The organism is Desemzia sp. FAM 23989 (assembly GCF_045528345.1).
In the GTDB taxonomy this organism is placed as follows: domain Bacteria; phylum Bacillota; class Bacilli; order Lactobacillales; family Carnobacteriaceae; genus Desemzia.
Window position 1 is genome coordinate 228,308 of sequence record NZ_JBGQQT010000002.1, and the last position, 21,675, is coordinate 249,982.

Sequence of the window (21,675 nt, forward strand, 5' to 3'; positions counted from 1 at the left end):
TAGGAAAGTATTACCTTTATTCACAGAATGTGGATGGCAGGGAAGATTTTCTGATGGAAGATGAGACATTTATGGAATTGTTGAATGATTACGATAAAGTAGTCATATTGGATGAACATTTTACTTTCAATGCAATGACAGACAAATTATTTGGTGAAGTCTATGAGCCTGGAATCTATGATGTAAAAGACATAGTAGGTTAAACTACTTACCAAAAAAGCCTTGCAGAAATTATCTGTAAGGCTTTTTATTCTGCATTAAAAAGCTTCTAAAATCTCCAGCACGATATCGAACCAGGTCAACCAGAAGTCTCTAAACCATTTTTTTCTTTTTTTCGATACAGGTAAATGAGCATTATGTTTAAACAAGTTCCATGTCGCATGAACGAGTCCCATCATAATACCTAAAACACTCAAAATGAAAAGAGCCATTAAAATAACTTCAATTCCATTCTCCAAATGCAAAGCCTCCTAAAAGAATCTTCTATATCATTTATTAGCCAATACAAACAGATTTGTCGATTTATTATACCATTTGGATGATAAGAAAAGGAGCGAATTCTACCTATAAGCTGTTCTCTTTCATTAAATGATCGGAATAAAGTATACTTATTAGTGAAGAAATAGGGAGATATAGGGCAAACTGTAAACGATATTCAACGAAAATAAAAATGTAATAGAAGAGGTGAAAGATATGTTTACCGATCGACGATTGACTGAGGCTTATGAAAATGCAAGAGTTGAAGAATTTGATGACCATTCGAAATATGTGTTCATGAGTGATGTTCATAGAGGAGACGGAAGCTTATCGGATGAGTTTACTAGAAATCGAGATATTTATTTATACGCTTTGCAACATTATTACCGCAATGATTATACTTATGTTGAAGCGGGTGATGGAGATGAGATGTTAGAATATTCGAATTTCGAGCATACCAAAAACGCTCATCCAGCTGTATATGATACAATCAAGAAATTTTTTGATGAAGATCGATTAGTGAAGATTTATGGGAATCATGATATCTTTTTAAAGTATCCTTCTTTTGTGAAAAAAAATTATTATACGAATTATGATGAATACAATGAAGTGTTTTTTGATTTTTTAAAAGGTCTGGAGCCAGTAGAAGCTTTGGTCTTGAAACACAAACAGACTGGACAAGAAATTTTAACTGTCCATGGGCATCAAGGGGATGCGCCTAATGATCAATTTTGGAGATTGACGATGCTGTCATTGAAATACTTTTGGCGGTTTTTACATGCATTCGGTATCCGGAATCCTTCCAGTCCGGTCAAAAATGTTAATAAACGGCATAAAGTAGAAAAAAATTACAACAAATGGATTGAAAAACACAACATGATGTTGATTTGCGGACATACGCATCGATTTAAATACCCTAAGAAAAAAGACCATCCTTATTTCAACACAGGTTGCTGTATTTATCCGACAATCATCACAGCTATTGAAATCAAGAATGGAATGGTGCAATTGGTACGCTGGAAAGTCAAAGCAACCCGAAATGGTGTATTAAACATTGAAAGAGAAATCATGAGAGGGCCTGAGCCTATATCTGATTTTGATATTCGTGAAGGTTATGCGGGAGCAGAAAATTAGTTTTAAGCAAGCAAATAAACTGCATCTTAGAAGAATTCTTACCCTAAGATGTAGTTTGTTTTTTATTCTCTCAGAAAAATAAGGTATACTGAGTAATGAATAAACTACAGGATGTTGGAGGAAAATATGAATAATAATGATCGTTTGATCCGTTTGCGCTATGCATTGGATATGAAAGAAACAGATATGATTGAGATGTTTAAACTGGGCGGCATGAAGGTTACTAAAGAAGAAGTGAAAAAAATGCTGGTCACTCCTGAAAGAAATGATGAAGATGAAATCATTAATTCAGATGAATTTATGGAAATAAAAAATCCTGCACTAATCGCCTTTTTAAATGGTTTGATTACTTTCAAACGTGGGAAAAAAGATACCGATAAAAATGAACCTCAAAAAGCAGAAGCATCGTTAAAAAATTCATTGAGTATCAATAATGAAATGTTGAAAAAAGTTAAAATTGCACTGAAATTGACTAGTGAAGATATCTTGGATATTTTTTATGATGTGGATGTCGACATCAGTAAAAGTGAACTGAGTGCTTTATTGAGAAAAGAAGGTCACCGCAACTATAAGGTGTGTTTAGACCGTTATGCGCGTAATTTTCTTAAAGGATTAGCTTTACGTTACCGTTAAACAAAAATAAATGACACCCTCGTCCTATACCAGTTTTTTGTATAGGGCGGTGGTGTCATTTGTTTTGTAAAGTTGTTGTAAAATTGTAAATTTTAAGTTAAGAAAACTCTCATAAAAACTAAAAAAGAGTTTTTATTTCCTTTCTAAAACCCTATTATAAGAAATAGAGGCAATTTTTTATTGTTGATTGATTTAGGACATACATATGGAGGGTTTATCATTGGATATTCAAGAAATGCTGTTTCAGTTTTTCGGAGGTTTAGGTATTTTCCTTTTTGGTTTAAAGTATATGGGAGATGGACTGCAACGATCCGCTGGAGATAACTTAAGAGAGATATTAAACAAATTTACGTCAACACCACTAAGAGCTATATTAGCTGGGATTATTGTAACCGTATTGATTCAAAGCAGTTCAGGAACCACAGTGCTTGCTGTTGGTCTGGTTAGCGCAGGGTTTATGACTTTGAAGCAAGCCATCGGAGTTATCATGGGAGCAAATGTTGGGACAACAGTTACGGCATTTATTATAGGAATTGATATAGGAGCCTATGCGTTACCCATTTTAGCTATTGGAGCATTGCTGCTGTTCTTCTTTAAAAAACCTTTTATCAACAGTATTGGCCAAATTATTTTTGGATTTGGAGCTTTATTTTATGGATTGGAATTAATGGGGTCAGGTATGGCTCCGTTGGAAAATCTGCCTGAGTTTAGGACCTTGATGATCCAACTATCAGAGAGCCCTATTTTAGGCGTTTTTGCGGGTACAGGTTTAACATTGGTGCTGCAAAGTTCAAGTGCAACGATCGGAATATTACAAGAATTGTATGCTCATGGGAGCATTGCTTTAGAAGGTGCACTTCCTGTTTTATTTGGAAATAATATTGGAACGACTATCACAGCTATACTGGCAGCTATTGGAACAAGTGTAGCTGCAAAGAGAACTGCAGCATCACACGTAATCTTCAACGCTGTAGGGACTATTTTGGTCATGCTTGTTCTATACCCCTTTACGCATGTTGTTATTTATCTGGGGAATATGCTTCATTTAAATCCTGAAATGCAGATTGCTTTTGCTCATGGGATATTTAATATTACGAATGTTCTGATTCAAATGTGGTTTATCAATCAAATAGCCGCTATTGTATGTAAAATAATTCCAAATGATGATTCAGAATTGAGTTATGACAATTCACATCTAGATCAAACACTGATACAAAGCTCTCCAGCTATGGCTCTCAATCAAGCTAAAATTGAAGTAGGTCAAATGGGAAAATTTGTCATTGATGAATTCCAAGCAATGTTCTCCTACTACAGACAGCAAGATGAAAAAAGTAAAGAAAATACATTGAGATTAGAGGAAATCATCAATCAATCTGATGTTCAAATCACTGAATATTTAATGTTGTTATCTAATGTTGATTTACCTCTTCAAAATACAAGTGAACACGTAGTAATGATGGAAGTAACGAAGTACCTAGAACGTATCGGCGACCATTGTGAAAGCATCTTGAAAAATATACGAGAAGCTTCACACGCTGCTAAAAAGAACAAAAAGAATTTAGGCAGTTCTGAGATAGAAAAGGTATTTTACGATCCTGATTTAGTGGCGCTATTTAAATTAGTGCAGCTGAATATTGAAGATACCGTTAATGCGTATCAATTAGACAGCTTTTCACTAGCCGGAAAAGTTATCCAACGCGAAAAAGATGTAAACAAATTAGAACATGCCATACGTAAAAAGTATATAGAGCGATTGAATAAAGGCATCGGTGTTCCTTCAGACGGTATTCTTTTTGTAGATATTGTTTCTAATTTAGAACGCATCAGTGACCACTCAGTGAAAATCGCCAAACATACTCTTGGGATACGTTATCCGCATCAACAAGCGCAAAAAGTTTTACGCAAAACAGCTGATGAAACAGCAGAGTTTGAAACGGTGTAATGCAGATTATATAAGAAGAACTTACTGCACTTAGTTTGCGGTCAGTTCTTTTTTTTGTTCTAATCAGCATAGTTCGTATTTATTAGGGATATTAAGGTTGATTATCCTCTTTCTTTTGGTTATAGTGATTAAAGGCAAACAAAAAAACGTTTATTTGATAAAAAAATTCGTTTATTGAAAAGGGGATAATACTTGATGCAACCAAAACCACTTATTGCTATTCAAGGAGCTATGGACGGAGAAATACTGGCTCTTTTAGAAGCAATGCAGTCTTATACAGAAGAACGATTTGGGACCTATTCTTTTTTTGTTGGAAAAATTGAAGATATGCCCTTAGTTGTATCTAGAACAGAAATAGGGATGGTCAATGCAGCAGCTGCTACTGCGATTTTAATCGATAAATACCAACCTAGTATAATCATCAATCAAGGAACTGCAGGTGGACACCATCCTGATTTACATGTTTTTGATACCGTCATTGGTACAGAAGTGATACATATCAATAGCTTTGTTTCAAAACATTTAGATAAAGGAGAGGGCATCTCACCAGAAACCTGGGTCCCAATGGAGACTGCTGTACGAGACAAAAGTGGGTATTTGGTGAATCTTTCTGTATTTAAAAGCGATATTTTATTGTCAAGTATAGCTTTGAAACATGCTGAGGATTATCCATATGGAAAAGTGGTTGAAGGAAGAATAGGTAGTGCAGATTTTTGGAATCGAGAAATTGACCGTATTCAGTGGTTCCGCGAAAAATTTCGAACAAGCGCTGAAGAAATGGAAGCTTATGCAGTTGCTCAAATTGCTCAAGCATTTAACATTCCGTTTCTGTCTATACGAACGATTTCCAATTCGGAAGTTACCGATGATGGGATAGAAGACTTAGATACAGCTGGCAGGTATTGCGCTGAATTTAGTCTGCAAGTAGCTAAAGCTATTTACCATCAGCAAACTGTTCCGGTTATTTAGAATAAATTTATCTACAAACTGCATTAAAGCCCCTATCGGTAAGATACCGATAGGGGCTTTAATGCAACTAGAACATGCAGATTGTTTTTCTTACATGGTGTCTATTAAAAATAATGTTATTTATTCAAATTTGTCTATTGAGAGTTGTTGGGAACTCTCTAAAATAGAAACCATATCAAGCAGATAGGCTTTTTGTTGGGGAGAAGCAGCTTTCGTGTCTTCAGATAGTGCATAAGTTACTTCTTCCATCATCTGAATAAAGATTAAGACAATGCCAGCTTTTTCAGGGATCATTTGCATCCATTGTTCATAATATTGCCGAATCGTTTGGTTGAAGCGAGGTTTCTTTTTCAACTGAAACAATTTATCCACTACCATCAACTGTTGTGGATAGGACAATAGATCAGTCGAAAGGACTTTTTTTACCAGCCAAATAGAGATAGTCCAACGTCTAAAAACCCCAGTCAAACTGACAGCAATGAATACTACCAAAGCAACAATTTTTCCAGTATTCTTACTGAACCAACTTTCTTTTTCTGTAACCTCAGCATTCTCTTCATCAGGAGAAATTGATTCGGATACTGTATCTTGAGAGGATTCAGTACTTTCTTCGTTGGATTCTACAGCTTCTTCTTGCTCTTGTTCTTCAGGAACGAGTGTGTCCTCCAAATCCTCTTCTAAAGCTGTTTCATCTGTTAGCGGCTGATCAAAAGGAGGGGTCGGTTCAAATGGGACCCAGCCATAATCTGCAAAGTAAACTTCCGGCCAAGAATGAGCATTGGCATTGGTCACTTCATAGTAAGTTTCTTCTTCAGAAGTTATTTTTTCACCACTATTAAAACCTTTTGCCCAGCGAGTTGGAATGCCCAAAGCCCGGCACAATACGACCATTGCCGTCGAATAATTATCGCAGTACCCAACTTTTGAGTCAAAAAGGAAATGATCTACATAGTCACGACCTTTTGGAATATAAGCCGCTTCTGATGTGCTGTAACGAAATCCGCCATCTTCTTTTAAATACTGCTCTATAGCACGAATCTGCTCATACGGAGTGGCAGCATTTACTGTAATAGAATGAGCCAGTTCGCTCACTCGTTCTGGTAAATCAACTGGTAATTGAGTATACGTATTGTAAAAATTGTCGCCTAAATTTTCGTTAACAAAAGTTGCTTCTGTTAAATCAGGATTAAATTCTCTTGAAGGGGTCAGAATCAAGGTATAAGCATCTACAATATTTTCTGGATCTTCTAAAATGTATTGCTGGGTAGGCCTTTCCAGCAACAATTCAATCTCACCATTGTACTCCGCGAAATCTAAGAAAATAGTATCATGCGTATAGGGGATATAGGAAAATGACTCGCTCAATTCAATATCGATTTCTCGCATATCAGTGGGGCTGTTTTCTGCATCAAATGATTCATAAATTGACAAATCAACAGGAGAGTAGTTCTGATATGGAGTTTCCCAACCTTTGCCAGTATAGACTTCTTTCGATTCAATCAGCCAATAGTGAGGCTCAGAAGTATGAGCAGTAAAAACTGTGTTGTATCGTTGAGTCAGTGGACCGCCTAAGTTGGCGTCATTTTCACTAAAACCGCTTCTGGAAGAAACGCCGCCAGGGCTGTAGCGGTCGATCCATTTGTAGAAATCATGCGCTTCTAAAGTTTCGTGATAGACATCTGCTTGGGAAACTGTCCATTCTTGCTGCTTTGTTAGATGATCCACCCCCCATAACGATACTCTAGTGAATAAAAGTCCTCCACCTGAGAGCAAGAGTAAAGATAAAAAAGTATTTCTCCAACTGCCGGTTACAGTGATACGTGCAATCCCTATCAAAAGTAAGCCAAACAACAAGGTTGAAATGACAATATCAAATAAGTCAGTAGTCGTAAATACCTGCAGTATCAACAAATAGCCTAGACCCGTAAAAAAGGACAGGTAAGGATTGAATCGCTTCAATAAAGCATAGCTGGTCACTGAAAGCAGACTCATGATCAATAGCAGGCTTAATAGATTGGGTAAAATAGTGATTTCTCCAGAGACCATTTGGAAAATAGGCCGTAGAAATTCAGACAAAAAGAGTTGGAACCAGGATCGGTCAAAGGATCGTTGGAAAGGAAAATAGAGATAAATAAGGTAAAGACTGGAAGCGAGTTGGACAGGCAGCCAGAGGTACCATTTAGGTAAGAAGACCAGAATCAGTTGTAAAAAGATGACATACATCAAAAGCGGTCTTGAGAAAGAAAAATCATTTAGTTGGATAAAAAGCTGCAGGATAGGAATAAATAAAGCCGTATTCACAGCAGCTAAGCACATTTTTTTGAAAAGAGTCAGCAAATATTCTTTTGTGAGGCTCAATTAATTCCCTCCTACGTCTAAAATTGTCAGCGTTTCTTCACTTAAAAAGAAACTTGTTTTTAGATGAGTTTTTTTAATAAAAGAGACAACTTCAGCAGGAGCTATAATAACTTTCTTGCCATTTTTTGGTATTTGATTATCCCAAATCGACAGTAAGGCCTCTAATTGCAGTGTGGGTTGAACCAACAAAAAGTTTTTGACTCCTTCTTGAAGAAGCAAATCTTCATCAAATTCACCGATGATGAAAAGTTGTACAGTTTGAAAACGATTTAGTTCTAAATAAAGACTGTATGTCAAACTAATCAGCTCTTCAAACTGAGCTGATTGATACCCTAAAAAAAACAATTTTAAAGGGGGATTGATTTCTTTGTCATAGTCTTTTACCATCAATGTCTGCTTCTTGAAACTGGTTTTCCAATCAATATCTTTTAAAGCATCTTGCTGCTGATGTTCTCGCAATTGCCGAAAATTTGCTGCATCTTGTGCCGAAAATGACTTCAAATCCAATTTCGCATCTAGTTTCTTTATCGTTCCATATAGAAGAGCGGATGAGATCACAGGAGGATAAATCTCTAACTCTACTGGAATCTGCTTTTTTTCACGGTGAGTAAAAAATCCCAAGAGGTCTTTTCCTGAAGTATGCGCCCAGAGTTTTTTGTGGTGCCCTCTAGGGAAACGAATATCAGAAAAGGAAACTGTTACCTGATATTTAAACAAACTTGGCACTACAGTTGTGAGTGTGGTTTCTTTCACGCCAACAGCTATCGTCAAATAGGGAATCAGGACCGGTAGAAAGCCTTTCGTTCTCAACTTCAATTGGCTATTCAGTTCATGTCGCGGATTTTCTGAAGCATCAAAATCAGCTTTTCCCCATAGAATTAAGGTGCTCAAAAAAGAACCCAGCAGAATGAAAGTGAAGAAATAAAAAACAGCCCAAGAAACAGGAGTAGGAAAGGTAAGCGTGTAAAGAAAGAGTGCAATATACAATAAACTCCACAAAACTTTTTTCAGGACGAGAAAGAAGCTGCTGGGATTCATTATGTTCGACCTCGTTTGACAGGAACTGGTACTTGTTGAATCAAAGAAAGAATAGCATCCGCTTTTTGTTTAGGGGAGAGATAGTCTTTGAACAACAAGCGATGCTGATAAACAGCTGGAAGAATGGCTAGTATATCGTCAGGAGTAATATAATCTCGCATATCCAATAAAGCATATGCTCTAGCTGCAGCCAAGCAATATTGGTTCCCTCTCGGACTGACACCTAGACGAACCTTTTGATTGGTACGAGTATTTTCACCTAGTTTAACGATATAAGTAAGCAAATCAGGTTGAACATAAATCGTTGGAACGAGTTGTTTCAGCTCTTGGAATTCAGCTAAACTCAATAAAGGCTGAATCCGTGATAAGGATTCAGTTTGATCAGGATTGGATAACATTCGCACTTCTTGTTCTACTGTGGGATAACCTAAAGAAAGCTGCATCAAAAAGCGGTCTAACTGTGCTTCAGGCAAAGGATAAGTTCCTTCGTGTTCGATAGGATTTTGAGTAGCTAAGACAAAGAATGGTTCTGGCAAATTATACGTCTTGCCATCCATCGTTACTTGACCTTCAGACATAGCTTCCAGCATAGCTGCTTGCGTACGTGGAGAAGTCCGGTTGATCTCATCTGCTAAAATCAAAGAAGAAAAAATCGGTCCTTTCCGAAATTCAAACTGGGCTTTTTCGGTCAAAGGAATCGAAAAACCAATAATATCGCTGGGAACGAGGTCTGGTGTAAATTGAATTCGGGAAAAAGGAGCATTCAACGTTTTAGCGATCGTCTTTACAAGCAATGTTTTTCCTACCCCTGGAATATCTTCAAATAGAACGTGACCACCAGCTAACATAGCTGTAAGGGTCAATTTGGTAACGTCTTCTTTTCCAATAACGATTTGATTTACAGTATTCATTAACTGATGCAGATGGCAAATCGACTGCTGGTGCTGTTCTGATAAAGCCAATAAAATCCCTCCAGTTTTAAAACGTACATTTTTTATTATTTTAACCAGAATATAGCCTAAATACAACTATACTTCTCATTTAATGAAGACAAAATTGCATATGTAATAACAAGATAAGTGTTAAAAGAAGGAAGAGTGGTGTTAAGTAACCCTACTTTGAATGAAAGCTGCTCTTTATTTCAAATGCAATCTTGTGTTTAAGCTGATTAAGGATATAATAATAAAAAGGGGTTCGAACGGTGTATGCATTAATAAATGTAAGCGGATTTACACATGGAGAATGGAGGTAGAATAGGGTGAACAATACTACAGAAAAAGGAGCAACACCAGATAATAGCGAAAAAAATCATTTTCATCAGCAATACCTTAATCGAAAAAACAATGTGTTGAAAGGAAAAGTCTGGTCCGTCAATGGGAGGATATTTGTAAAAGATGGGCCTCAGGCTATCCCGACGATTACACTTCATGAAAATGCTGAAGAAGTGATCATTGTTAAAAATGGAGAGGTCATAGCAGAGTCTATTGTTGAAGTGACTGAAAGTGACCAAATATCGATTGAAACAAAAGAGATACTTGTACCTCCTAAATGCATGGTCATAACGGATGAAGAACAGTTGACTGCTTTTATTGAAGTTGAGCCTGGATATCGGTTGATTCGAAATCTGAATAACTTTTCTCCTACTCATCAAGCAGTATTAACCATTCAGGAACAGAGAGTAATCAATGAGCCATTGAGTGTAGAAGAAATAAACAATCAATTGAGAAAAGCAGATATTACTTATGGTCTAAATGAAGAGAACATCAAACTTGCAGCTCAATCTAAACAGCATGCAGTGATAGAGGTGGCTAAAGGAATTCCAGCACAAGAAGGAAGCGATGGATTTTTAGAGATGCAAGTTGAGTCGACTATTAAACGCGTCTTGACCGCAGATGAAAAGGGGAATATCGATTTTCGAGAAACTCGTCAGATTCCTACTATCGAACCTGGAGATATTTTAGCTGTTATTCACCTGTCAACGCCAGGAAAATCTGGAAGAAGTGTGAAGAATAAAGAAATCCAACCGCCTCCAGTCATGAACATTCATTTTCATGCTGAAAAAGGAGTGAAATTAGAAGAAAACAGCATTACAGCCACTAAAGTTGGTCGTCCTTACATTCAGCAAAAAAATCATGTTGTCAAAGCTTCCGTAATCCCTAAATTTTTACAGCAAGAGAATGTTAATATTGCTACAGGCAATATTCGGTTCTATGGAGATGTGGAAGTAGTAGGAGAAGTGGAAGAAAACATGACAGTTGAGGCGGGAAACGATATTATTTTACACGCTTCTGTCAACAGTTCAGTTATTACGGCTACTCATTCTATTACTTGCAGCGGCAATATTTCCAATTCGGTTTTGTCTGCCGGTGAAAAGAATACGGTATTGGTAAAACTCGGTAAATCTATGGGAATGATAGCAGAGCAATTGGAAACGCTGGTAGCAGTTATTGAACAAATCACACATTCTCCTAATTACTTGATCAGTGAACAGAAGCAAAGCATTCGTTCTATACTAGATTTTTTATTGAAAAAACGGTTCGCTGAATTTAAATCCATTGTCAAAGATTACATTATCAGTGCCGGTCAGAACAAGGAATTTTTACCTGTAGAATGGAAGGTTCTTGCAAAAGAACTCCAAGAAATCTTTTTTACACACTCTTATCTAGAAACTACTGTTTATCAATTACAAGGTGTCTTGAGCGCTATCCAAGAAATCCAAGAAAAGAATGTCTTGGATTTTGAAGAAGATTCCAGTATCACTGTAGCCAGTACGCTCAATAGTACATTAAGGTGTAATGGGGATGTCCATATTATGGGGCATGGAAGTTTAAATACGACGATCGAAGCTCAAGGAAAAGTGATGATCAGCGGATTGTTACGCGGCGGTAGTGTATTTGCTAAAGAGGGTGTGGAGATTAAAGAAGCCGGCTCAACTGGCGGAGTCAGGGCTAGTGTAGCAGTGCGGGAAGATAAAATGATTCGAATTGATCTTGCTCATGAAGGCACAGAATTGAAAGTTGGGCCAGCTAGATTGGTTTTAAATCAACAGCAGCAGAATATTACGGCCCTTTTGAATACTGAGGGACAAATTGTATTCAAATGACTGGATACAGCGAAATAATTATACTTAAAAAGAGTAAAGAAAAAGGCCTTTATCATCAACTATTGATGATAAAGGCCTTTTTCTTACTTAATTCGTTTATCCAGCACTTTGTTCTAAGCGTTTGGATAGTTTAGATAGTGTATAACACACTACCCAGTAAAGGAATCCCATAGCGATAAACATGGGGATAACGTAAGTCGTATTTTGTCCGTAGACGATTCGTGCATTATGTGTTAGTTCAGGTAAAGTAATGATCGTCGCTAAAGACGTATCTTTGACTAATGCAACAAATTGACTGACGATTGGCGGCACCATTGCTCGCAATGCTTGCGGAATAATGATGTACCAAATCGTTTGGAAATACGTTAAACCAGTTGAACGACCGGCTTCCATTTGACCAGAAGAAATGGAAGTTAACCCTCCACGAATGATTTCTGAAAGCATCGCAGATTCAAAAATAGTCATGGCAGCGACTGCTGACCAGAAAATACTTAATCGAACACCGACTTGCGGTAGTGCGAAGTAAGTAAAGAAAATAATCAACAACAATGGCAGATTACGGATAATGTCAACGACAGCTCCAACAATTAATGAAAGAGCAGGAATTTTCATGTAGCGCAATAAGCCAAGAACAGCTCCGATGATAAAGCTCAAAATAATTGAAACAGCAGCTACTTCAAGTGTAACTAGGAGTCCATCCAATAAAAAGCGGATGTTCACCCAGGAATAAGCTCCAGTAAAATCCAAGTGAATCTCCTCCTAATCGTTTGCAGCTAAGCGGCGTTCCACATACTGCATAGTATAAGTTAATGGTAAAGTAATAATCAGATAAAATAGGGCAACGATAATATACGTATCAAATGTATTAAAGGTTTCACTTGCGATCAAATCTCCGTAATACATTAAATCTAAACCAGCCACCATAGCTAACACCGAAGAATTCTTCACTAAGTTGATAAATTGATTACCTAGTGGCGGAATCACGATTTTAATGGCTTGTGGTAAAATAATGTAGCGCATTGTTTCGCCGTAAGTCAAACCTGTGGATAATCCAGCTTCCATTTGACCTTTTGGAACTCCCAAGATACCGGCACGCACGGTTTCAGCAATAAATGCTGATGTGTAGATCGTTAAACCAATGATCCCTGCTGTAAATCCGTTTACGCCTACAAAAAACATAGGGAATACAACGTAGAAGAACAATACGATAATCAATAATGGTATGTTTAAAAATAATTGAACATAAAAATTAGCTAATCCGGATAACAGTCTATTGGTAGATACTTGGAAGATACCGAGCAGGGTACCAATAATTAAACTGATGACTAAAGCAATCAAACTAGCAATCAATGTATTGATAAAACCTTCTACTAATAAATCACCATAAGTGGTTAAGATTTCAATCATTTCATGCACCTCATTTCTTTCGTTTCAGTGTAGTTCTTTTGGAAAAAGAATCTTGATCTAATTAAGGTCAGGGACTTCCTCTTCAGGGAACCATTTGCTGAAGATTTCAGCGTACGTGCCATTTTCAATGATGGTATCTAAGGCTTCATTGACTTGACCTAAAAAGTTTTCTTGTCCATGATTGATGGCAATTCCGTAAGGTTCATCCGTAAAAGGAGCACCTGCTAAGCGGTAACCAGGATTGTCGGCGATGATTCCTAATAGAATGGCGTTATCGGTTGTCATAGCGTCTCCTTGACCAGATTGCAAAGCAGTAAAGGCTTCAGAGTAGTTTTCTAGTTCCAAAATATTTGCTTCTGGTGCATGTTCGCGTATATTTTGTGCGGATGTAGAACCTTTTACCGCTAAAACAGTTGTATCAGCATTCAAGTCTGTTACACTTTGGATCGAACTGTCGTTAGGTACTAATAAAGATTGCCCCGCTGCAAAGTAAACATCTGAAAAGTTAACTTGTTTCAGTCTTTCTTCTGAAATCGTCATAGTAGCTATGATGGCATCAATATTTCCGTTTTTAATTAACGGGATTCTTGTTTTAGAAGTGACTTCGATAAATTCAGCATTTTCGGCATCACCAGTGATTTCTTCCGTTAATGCTTTAGCAATATCAATATCAAAGCCTTCAATTTCGCCTTTTGCGATATTGTAAAGACCAAATAAATTAGTGTCCGCTTTTACTCCCCAATTGATAGTAGGAGTATTGCTTTCTGCTAAACGTTCTGTGATATCTTGAGTGGCTACCGTACTAGAAGTACAAGCCGCAAGGAACATTAGGGGAAGCAGCAATAGAAAAAGCAGACTTTGTTTTTTTGATTGTTTCATTCTTACACCTCCAAATTAAACGTGGTGGATAATCTTGCCTAAGAATTGTTGGGCTCTAGGATCTTGAGGATTTTCATAAAATTCTTGAGCGTTTTTATCTTCAATTACTTCTCCGTCTGCCATGAAAATAACTCTGTCGCCAACTTCACGAGCAAATCCCATTTCATGAGTGACAACGATCATCGTCATTCCTTCTTTGGCTAGTTTTTTCATAACGTCCAGCACATCATCGATCGTTTCAGGATCAAGTGCACTAGTTGGTTCATCGAACAGCAATACTTCGGGGTTCATAGCCAATCCGCGGGCAATCGCAATACGTTGTTTTTGTCCACCAGATAATTGAGTAGGGTACGAATCTTTTTTGTCCAACAGATTTACTTTATCCAATAATTTTTCAGCTGTTTTTTTGGCTTCTTTTGGATCTTGCTTGAGGACTTTGATGGGAGCTAGTGTGACATTCTCCAAGACAGTCATATGTGGATATAAATTGAAGTGTTGGAAAACCATCCCAACATGTTTGCGTATATTGTTGATGTTCGTTTCTTTAGCATGCAGATCAACATCATTGACCAATAATTGGCCTTCGTTGATATCTTCCAGTCCATTGATGCAACGAAGCATCGTGCTTTTTCCGGAACCAGATGGTCCGATAACAACAGCGACCTCTCCTTTTTTAAAAGACAGATTGATGTTTTTTAACGCATGAAATTCACCGTAGTATTTATTGACATCTTTAAACTCAATCATTAAAATTCCTCCTTAGTTGGTTGAGTAGCTCTATATACATAAGAATGAGGAAGTACACAAAGGCGGTCGATAAGCTTTGCGTGCTTCCTACTATGTATTCGTGCTATACGATTATTAAAATACTTTTAGTTACTTTACCATTTTATCATTCTACTATAATCACTTGGTATTTTCAAGCATGCCTATTCTAGATGTGATGAACTTGAAAAGGCTTTAATTCAAGGTGTAAAGGAAAGACAGCGGTTGCTATTTTTTTATTCCATTCTCCTTCTAAGAGATAATTTTTGCTTTTGACTCTAAAAGTTTTTAAGCTAAGTAGAAGGAGTTTTTTTACATGATTTTAATACAGAAAGGAAGAAAGCTATGTACTTTATTCTGACATTCTTTTGTGCATTTGGCTTTTCTTTAATTCATTATTTTTCTAAATATATGAAGTTTGCTGGTAAAACACCGCGCAGTCGTTTTTTGTCGTTGTCAGCCGGTGTGGCAGTGGCGTATGTTTTTATACATTTGCTGCCTGAACTGAATGAATATCAGGAAGTTGTTTCCCAGCACCTAGAGAACAGCTATTTAGGTTATATTGAAAATCATATTTATATTATTGCGATGTCTGGATTAGTCTTGTTTTATGCTTTAGAACGAATGGTAAAAGTAAAATTAGATAAAGTCCAGAGTGATTCACACTATGCGTTAAAAAGCAACCAAGCTGGTGTCTTTTGGCTACATATCAGTGTGTTTTTTATTTATAATGCGGTTATCGGATATTTGCTGATAAATGAGGATTTTAAACATCCTAGTAGTTTGCTGTTTTACTTTCTGGCTTTATCCGTTCATTTTGTTACTAATGACTGGGGACTGCGGCGAAATTACCAGCAAGCTTATGACCGCTATGGTCGGATACTCTTGTCTGGTGCTCCACTTTTAGGTTGGTTTATGGGGATATTCATTGAAATCAACCATTTTGGTGTCTCAGTATTGCAAGCTTTTATAGCCGGGAGTGTTATATTGAATGTTATGAAAGAGGAATTACCGGAAGAACAAAAAAGCAGTATCCTCAGTTTCTTGTGTGGTGTAGTGGGGTATACGTGTCTGTTGCTGCTCGTTTAAAAAGACAAGACGGTGATTAGGAGAACGTAGAACAGCAGTACTGAGCTTACACGGCACAGTGCTGCTGTTTTTGTTTGAAACAGTGATTATTTTCTGTATATTGGTTTAGTAAGAAAATGAAATGCTTACTATATAACTCATGGGATGAAAAACATCTCTAGAATCAAACTGTTGTAAAGCTGAACTCTGTAGAAAGTTTTTCTACATTCTTTTTCTGAAATGGAAGAAAAATGTGGTAATAATTGATACAATGTAAGTGTGCTGCTTTTAGTTCACGCTAGTAGGCAGCCAGGCAATCAACTTAGAGTTAAAGGATAAAGAATACTGAGCTCAACCAATGAACAAAATGAGAAGAAACTTTAGACTAGTGGAAGATTCACTTTATGGGACGAAGGGGAATGTTATGGAACGGATTCATTTATATCATACGAACGATATTCACTCGCATTTAAGCAAATGGCCTCGTATATCTCAATTCTTACGTGATGAGCGAAAGCGAGTGGAAAACAACGGAGATTCATTTTATTCATTTGATATAGGTGATGCTTGTGATCGGGTACACCCCTTGATCGAGGCTACAAATGGAACTGCAATGGTCCATTTAATGAATGAAGCTCACTACGATGCTGCCACGATTGGAAATAATGAAGGAATAGGCAGCTCCAAGGAACAATTGAACCACCTATATGATTCCGCAAATTTTAAAACTGTGATTTCAAACATGTTTGATACTAAGACTGGTGAAACTCCAGAAGGGACTGTCCCCTTTCAGTTGTTAAAGACAAAAGAAGGACATCGGTTAGGAGTGTTTGGCTTGACTGCCCAATTTCCTACAAGCTATGTACCTCTAGGGTGGACTATTAAAGATCCTTTTGATGCCATTTCAGATATGCTGGAAATATTAGCACCGCTGACAGATTCGATAATCCTTCTGTCTCATTTAGGAATAGGCGCCGACCGGAAAATCGGGGAGATGTACCCGATGATTGATGTTATTCTCGGTGCACATACGCATCATGTACTTCCTAAGGGGGAAAAAGTAAGGAATTCTTTGTTAGGAGCAGCTGGAAGATATGGGGAATATATCGGGCATATTGTGTTAGAATTAGACAATACAACCATTGTACATTCCACAGCAACGGTCATTCCTATCGAAGAGGTACCAGCTCTCAGTAAGGAAGAAGAATTGATTGAAAGCTATGAAATAAAGGGTCATGAACTGTTGAAACAACAGCAGATTGCTGACTTGCCAGTGTCATTACCTGTAAGCTGGTACCAAGATTCTGAATTGGTACAAATCAGCTTAGAGGCTGTTAAGTATTATGCTAAAACAGAGGCTGCTGTATTGAATGCCGGATTATTTATGACTTCTTTAGATAAGGGAATCGTCACAAATGATGAATTGCATAAAATGCTGCCTCATCCAATGCGTATTTTAAGAGTCACTCTGAGTGGTGCAGATCTGGTTCGAGTAGTCCAGGAAATGGAAAAAAATCGTGGCTATTTAAGAAAATTTCCTATTAAAGGCATGGGCTTCAGAGGAAAATACTTTGGAGAAATTTTATACAACGGGTTGAGTTTGGAGCCTCTGACAGGAGAAGTGTTGTGGCAAGGAAAAGAAGTTGTCTTAAATGAGCGATATACATTTGCGACGGTAGATCATTTTATGTATATCCCTTTCTTTCCAACGATTGAATTACAAGGAAAAAATGAATTGATTTTTCCGCTTTTTATCCGCAATGTTGTTGGACAGTACTTGAAAAAAATCTATCCGATCGTATAAAACAACTTTTGAACAGTAAACAGAAACGAAGGTGAATTAAGATGGCAAATCCAAATGAAAAAAAAGATACCACCTCTCAAAAGAATTCGCATACTAGAGAAAAGAAAAATTCAAAACCAAAACAATCTTACAAACAATCTTCTGCAAAAAAAATCTCTCATAAAAAAGAAGAGCCGATAGTCAACACAGATCAATTAGAGAAAAGTATTGAAGAAACAGTAATTCCAGAAAAAGATCTGATTGTTCAAAGAGTGGATCAATCCATGATCACAATAAATGGCGATCAATATGAAATTGTCAAAGATTACCGTGAGGCATTTGATGCGAGACGTTTGAGTGAACGTTACAGTCCTATATTAGATAAATATGATTATATCGTGGCAGATTGGGGATTTGAACAATTAAGGTTAAAAGGGTTCTATGACAATCAGAATCGCAAAGTTCCCCAAGATAAAAAAATCAGTCAACTAGAAGATTATTTGTATGAGTATTGCAACTTTGGTGCTCCTTATTTTGTGTTGAAACGATTAGAAACGAAAAAGAATTCTTCCAATACGACTAAACCGAATCGTCGGAAAAAGCAGAAGAGAAAAAATATTACTAATCGCAAACCAACTCATACTCAAGACTATACTGAACACACCAACTCAAGCCAAGCTGCTTCTGGAAATACTGGAAATAAACGCGGAAATAGACCCGTCAAAAAGCAGAATTTCGTGCAAAAAGAAGTGACGCCTAAAGAAAAAATGGTTAAACCGGAAAAAGAGACTGTAGTGGTTAAGACAGTCAAAGATGAAAAAGGCTCAAGAAGATTTAACATTCGTCGGAATGATGTAGACAGAGCCAAAAATAAATCATAAAGGTTGGGTAATGTGAACTATAAAGGCTATTTGATTGACTTAGATGGAACAATGTATAAAGGAAAAGAGCCAATACCGGAAGCACCGTTGTTTATTCAACAATTACGAGATAAAAAGATTCCTTTTTTATTTTTGACGAATAATTCAACGAAGACACCTGAATCCGCAGCAAAAAATTTGCAAGAGAATTTCGGGATTAAGGCATTTCCAAACGAAGTCTACACGAGTTCTTTAGCAACAGCTGATTATTTGAAATCTTTAGACAATGGGAACAAAGTATTCGTTATTGGCGAAGAAGGGTTAAAACAAGCATTGAGAAACAAAGGGTTTGTGGAAGACCTAAATGACCCAGATTACGTTGTCTTAGGGTTGGATGAAACAGCAACTTATGAGAAATTCAAAATCGCAACTTTAGCGATACGGAAAGGTGCTCAGTACATCGTTACAAATAAAGACACTAATCTGCCTACAGAAAAGGGACTTGTTCCAGGGGCTGGTTCATTAGCGGCATTACTGACAACAGCCACAAGAGTTGAGCCGACTTTTGTTGGAAAACCGGAAACGATTATTATGGAAGAAGCATTGAAACTATTGGATCTTCCTGCTCAAGATGTGCTGATGGTTGGAGACAACTATGAGACAGATATTCTGGCTGGAATCAATAGTGATATTGATACATTGCTGGTCCTAACGGGTTTTACTAATCGTGAAGATTTGGCTGATGTCTCTGTGCAACCCACATATACTCTCAACTCTTTAAGAGAGTGGGATATTTGATGAAAACCAGACCACTTGATTTTTTAGGGATCGCGACTATTTTTTTATGGATTATCTCTTTTGCTATTATGGTTACAATCAATTTTACACCGCTGTATTCATTTGATGTCGACTACTTCAATATTCCTGAGCGGGTTGGTTTGTCTAAAGACATTATCATGGAGAACTACCGTATGTTGCTAGATTATTTGAATAAACCATGGATAAATGAATTGAATATGCCTGATTTTCCAAGTTCTGAAAGCGGGCTTTTTCATTTTTATGAAGTAAAACGATTGTTTTTGCTGGATTATGGTATTTTGATTGTGACAACTATTGCTTCATTTTTCTATTTGCGTTATTTGAAACACAGTAAAAGAAATTGGGTATTGCTGAGACCATTTATGTGGGGAATAGTTGCACCGCTGATCATTCTGTTTTTGATTGCTGCAAATTTCGACCAGTTGTTTGTGCTGTTCCATCAATTGTTTTTTAACAATGATGCCTGGATCTTTAATCCCTCTACCGATCCCATCATTATGGCACTGCCGGAAGCCTTTTTTATGCACTGTTTTATCTTGGCATTTGTCCTGATAGAACTGTTGATTACAAGTGTATACTTTTATGCGAAGAAAACGGCGTTTAAATAAAAAAATTGAAAAAGAACGAATCCAGAATTTATGTCTCCTGGATTCGTTCTTTTTGGTTAAAGTAAAAAAGCTTCACTGCTATTGTTACGAGCAGTGAAGCTTCCGCTTGGTAAAGCAACAGAATTTTATTTCGTGATCTCAGATTTAGAGGGATTATCATGGGCTAAGCGACTAGCTGCTGAAGCTGCTATGGCTCCAACAATGTCATCTAAGAAAGTATGAACCTCATTGCCTTCATGACTATTCAGTTTTTCTAAGATTCCTGGTTTTACTTTATCAATGTAACCATAGTTGGTGAAACCAATCGATCCATATACATTTACAATGGACAACGCCAATATCTCATCAATACCGAATAACCCTTCATCATCTGTGATGATCTCTTGAAGTGGATGCATCAATTGTTTTTTCTCTGCTAGTATGTCTAATTGGATACCGGTTAAAATCGTATTTTGAACTTCGCGCTTTTTCAATACCGATTTAACATGTATCAAGCATTCCTCTAAACTCAAATCTTCAATATATTTATTTTGTAAAAATAGAACAAGCTCAGCAATATCCTCTTCGCGGACACCACGTTCATGCAGCAAATCTACCGCAGTTTTGTGCATTAAATTTTCATCTTTTACCATACTTATCCCTCCATTTGAAATAACTCTATTCCTATTATACCTATAAAAAAGGAAAATGATAAAACGATAAGCAAAAAGAGTTTTAAAAGTTTTCGGCTTCTAAAGCTCTTTCAAGATAAATAGATAAACGATTAAAACAAACTTGTGCTGTGCATCGGTTGTACGCGTTCATCTGGATTGATATAACTCATAGCGTTATTGATGGCTGTCGGACCTTCGCCAAATCCAGTAGCGATCAATTTGATTTTACCCTCATAGGTACAAATATCACCGATAGCGTAAATACCAGGAATGGTCGTTTCCATTTTTGTATTTACCGGAATTTCATTACGGGAAACTTCAAACCCCCACTTTTTCATCGGGCCGATAGAAGAGGTGAAACCATAATTGACTAAAAAGTCATCCACTTCGATTTCTTTTTCGTTATCGCTGCGTACTTCCTTGAGGGTGACAGCGTCTAGTTGGTGATGATTTCCAGAAAGTGCAACCGGTACAAATGGCGTAAGAAGCTCAACACTAGATTTCTCCAATAAAGAAATGCTGTGCTCAAGAGCTCGGAACTTATTTCGACGATGGACCAAATAAACTTTTTTAGCAATCGGCTCAAGCGTTAATGCCCAATCTACCGCAGAATCTCCGCCACCGCAAATGACTACATTTCGGTCTTTAAATTGCTCGATGTTGTTGACATAGTAATGTAGTGTTTTGCGCTCGTATTTCTCTGCATCATCGATCTCTAGTTTTCTAGGTTGAAAAGCCCCGTTCCCAGCAGCTATAATAACGGCTTTAGAATAGTGTTTTCCCTTGTTAGTAGTCAGTTTAAAAATCTCGTCATCATTTTTCACGACATCCAACACTTCTTCATCTAAACAAACGGTTTGATCGAAGCGGGAGTTTTGGACAGTCAAATTTGAGATCAGTTCTTCACCTGTGATGACCGGCAGTACTGGGATGTCATAGATATCTTTTTCAGGATACAACATCGAAACTTGACCGCCGAGTTGAGGCAGACTATCGATAATTTTTACTTTAGCATTTCTCATACCACCGTAAAAAGCCGCAAACATACCCACAGGCCCACCGCCAATAATAGTAATATCATATATTTCATTCATTGATTCCAACATTAACCCTCCAACAATTCATTGCTGTACTTTCCGAATAAGTATAACACAAAGTGTATGGTACTCCAGGTGTTCA

21 protein-coding genes are annotated in these 21,675 nt (G+C 37.2%); 11 read left to right on the forward strand and 10 right to left on the reverse strand.

Annotated elements, in window-relative coordinates; translation table 11 throughout:
* The first annotated feature begins 53 nt into the window (after window positions 1-53).
* Window positions 54-203 (forward strand): hypothetical protein, encoded by a 150-nt coding sequence (locus tag ACEN36_RS02615; RefSeq protein WP_407096860.1) that lies wholly within the window; start codon window positions 54-56, stop codon window positions 201-203.
* Between the two features lie 54 nt (window positions 204-257).
* Here ACEN36_RS02615 and ACEN36_RS02620 read toward each other — a convergent pair whose 3' ends face one another.
* Window positions 258-458: a hypothetical protein gene (locus ACEN36_RS02620; RefSeq protein ID WP_407125874.1), complete on the reverse strand. Its 201-nt coding sequence runs from the start codon at window positions 456-458 to the stop codon at window positions 258-260.
* Window positions 459-693: 235 nt separating this feature from the next.
* Between ACEN36_RS02620 and ACEN36_RS02625 the strand changes: the two genes are divergently transcribed.
* From ACEN36_RS02625 to ACEN36_RS02640, 4 genes are all read left to right on the forward strand, one after another.
* A complete protein-coding gene (locus ACEN36_RS02625; RefSeq protein WP_407125875.1) occupies window positions 694-1,611 on the forward strand; it encodes a metallophosphoesterase in 918 nt (305 codons plus the stop codon).
* Window positions 1,612-1,737: 126 nt separating this feature from the next.
* Window positions 1,738-2,244: a DUF1456 family protein gene (locus ACEN36_RS02630; RefSeq protein ID WP_407125876.1), complete on the forward strand. Its 507-nt coding sequence runs from the start codon at window positions 1,738-1,740 to the stop codon at window positions 2,242-2,244.
* 220 nt (window positions 2,245-2,464) lie between these two features.
* The gene (locus ACEN36_RS02635) at window positions 2,465-4,186 is read left to right on the forward strand and encodes a Na/Pi cotransporter family protein (protein ID WP_407102144.1); all 1,722 of its coding nucleotides are present in this window, start codon (window positions 2,465-2,467) and stop codon (window positions 4,184-4,186) included.
* A gap of 195 nt (window positions 4,187-4,381) precedes the next feature.
* Window positions 4,382-5,155: a 5'-methylthioadenosine/S-adenosylhomocysteine nucleosidase gene (locus ACEN36_RS02640; RefSeq protein ID WP_407096855.1), complete on the forward strand. Its 774-nt coding sequence runs from the start codon at window positions 4,382-4,384 to the stop codon at window positions 5,153-5,155.
* 120 nt (window positions 5,156-5,275) lie between these two features.
* Here ACEN36_RS02640 and ACEN36_RS02645 read toward each other — a convergent pair whose 3' ends face one another.
* The 3 genes from ACEN36_RS02645 to ACEN36_RS02655 form a co-directional block, all read right to left on the reverse strand.
* On the reverse strand, window positions 5,276-7,513 hold the full coding sequence (locus ACEN36_RS02645) for a transglutaminase family protein (protein WP_407125877.1): 2,238 nt from the start codon (window positions 7,511-7,513) through the stop codon (window positions 5,276-5,278).
* Window positions 7,514-8,404 (reverse strand): DUF58 domain-containing protein, encoded by an 891-nt coding sequence (locus tag ACEN36_RS02650; protein WP_407125878.1) that lies wholly within the window; start codon window positions 8,402-8,404, stop codon window positions 7,514-7,516.
* A 146-nt stretch (window positions 8,405-8,550) separates the two neighbouring features.
* On the reverse strand, window positions 8,551-9,462 hold the full coding sequence (locus tag ACEN36_RS02655; protein ID WP_407096904.1) for an AAA family ATPase: 912 nt from the start codon (window positions 9,460-9,462) through the stop codon (window positions 8,551-8,553).
* Window positions 9,463-9,809: 347 nt separating this feature from the next.
* On the opposite strand from ACEN36_RS02655, the gene ACEN36_RS02660 reads away from it, so the two are divergent.
* Window positions 9,810-11,654, forward strand: coding sequence for a flagellar assembly protein A (locus ACEN36_RS02660; RefSeq protein ID WP_407125879.1), 1,845 nt, complete (start codon window positions 9,810-9,812; stop codon window positions 11,652-11,654).
* 96 nt (window positions 11,655-11,750) lie between these two features.
* Here the strand turns inward: ACEN36_RS02660 and ACEN36_RS02665 are convergent, their stop codons facing one another.
* The 4 genes from ACEN36_RS02665 to ACEN36_RS02680 are packed head-to-tail and all read right to left on the reverse strand — an operon-like array spanning window position 11,751 to window position 14,693.
* Window positions 11,751-12,401, reverse strand: coding sequence for an amino acid ABC transporter permease (locus ACEN36_RS02665; protein ID WP_407096851.1), 651 nt, complete (start codon window positions 12,399-12,401; stop codon window positions 11,751-11,753).
* 12 nt (window positions 12,402-12,413) lie between these two features.
* Window positions 12,414-13,061, reverse strand: a complete 648-nt coding sequence (locus ACEN36_RS02670; protein WP_407102140.1) for an amino acid ABC transporter permease — start codon at window positions 13,059-13,061, stop codon at window positions 12,414-12,416.
* 57 nt (window positions 13,062-13,118) lie between these two features.
* Window positions 13,119-13,940 (reverse strand): transporter substrate-binding domain-containing protein, encoded by an 822-nt coding sequence (locus tag ACEN36_RS02675; RefSeq protein WP_407102139.1) that lies wholly within the window; start codon window positions 13,938-13,940, stop codon window positions 13,119-13,121.
* 15 nt (window positions 13,941-13,955) lie between these two features.
* Entirely contained in the window at window positions 13,956-14,693 is a 738-nt protein-coding gene (locus ACEN36_RS02680) for an amino acid ABC transporter ATP-binding protein (protein WP_407102206.1), read from the reverse strand.
* Between the two features lie 357 nt (window positions 14,694-15,050).
* Here ACEN36_RS02680 and ACEN36_RS02685 point away from each other — a divergent pair, with 357 nt between their 5' ends.
* From ACEN36_RS02685 to ACEN36_RS02705, 5 genes are all read left to right on the forward strand, one after another.
* Window positions 15,051-15,794 (forward strand): hypothetical protein, encoded by a 744-nt coding sequence (locus ACEN36_RS02685; protein WP_407096848.1) that lies wholly within the window; start codon window positions 15,051-15,053, stop codon window positions 15,792-15,794.
* A 403-nt stretch (window positions 15,795-16,197) separates the two neighbouring features.
* On the forward strand, window positions 16,198-17,577 hold the full coding sequence (locus ACEN36_RS02690; RefSeq protein WP_407096847.1) for a bifunctional metallophosphatase/5'-nucleotidase: 1,380 nt from the start codon (window positions 16,198-16,200) through the stop codon (window positions 17,575-17,577).
* A 41-nt stretch (window positions 17,578-17,618) separates the two neighbouring features.
* The gene (locus tag ACEN36_RS02695; protein ID WP_407096846.1) at window positions 17,619-18,437 is read left to right on the forward strand and encodes a YutD family protein; all 819 of its coding nucleotides are present in this window, start codon (window positions 17,619-17,621) and stop codon (window positions 18,435-18,437) included.
* A 12-nt stretch (window positions 18,438-18,449) separates the two neighbouring features.
* A complete protein-coding gene (locus ACEN36_RS02700) occupies window positions 18,450-19,214 on the forward strand; it encodes a TIGR01457 family HAD-type hydrolase (protein ID WP_407096845.1) in 765 nt (254 codons plus the stop codon).
* Window positions 19,214-19,843, forward strand: coding sequence for a TIGR01906 family membrane protein (locus ACEN36_RS02705; protein ID WP_407102135.1), 630 nt, complete (start codon window positions 19,214-19,216; stop codon window positions 19,841-19,843). The genes ACEN36_RS02700 and ACEN36_RS02705 overlap by 1 nt, the downstream gene beginning before the upstream one ends.
* A 125-nt stretch (window positions 19,844-19,968) precedes the next feature.
* On the opposite strand, the gene ACEN36_RS02710 is transcribed toward ACEN36_RS02705, so the two are convergent.
* Together ACEN36_RS02710 and ACEN36_RS02715 are read right to left on the reverse strand one after the other, a co-directional pair.
* On the reverse strand, window positions 19,969-20,475 hold the full coding sequence (locus ACEN36_RS02710; RefSeq protein ID WP_407096843.1) for a phosphatidylglycerophosphatase A: 507 nt from the start codon (window positions 20,473-20,475) through the stop codon (window positions 19,969-19,971).
* Between the two features lie 131 nt (window positions 20,476-20,606).
* Window positions 20,607-21,602: an NAD(P)/FAD-dependent oxidoreductase gene (locus ACEN36_RS02715; RefSeq protein ID WP_407125880.1), complete on the reverse strand. Its 996-nt coding sequence runs from the start codon at window positions 21,600-21,602 to the stop codon at window positions 20,607-20,609.
* Window positions 21,603-21,675: the final 73 nt, after the last annotated feature.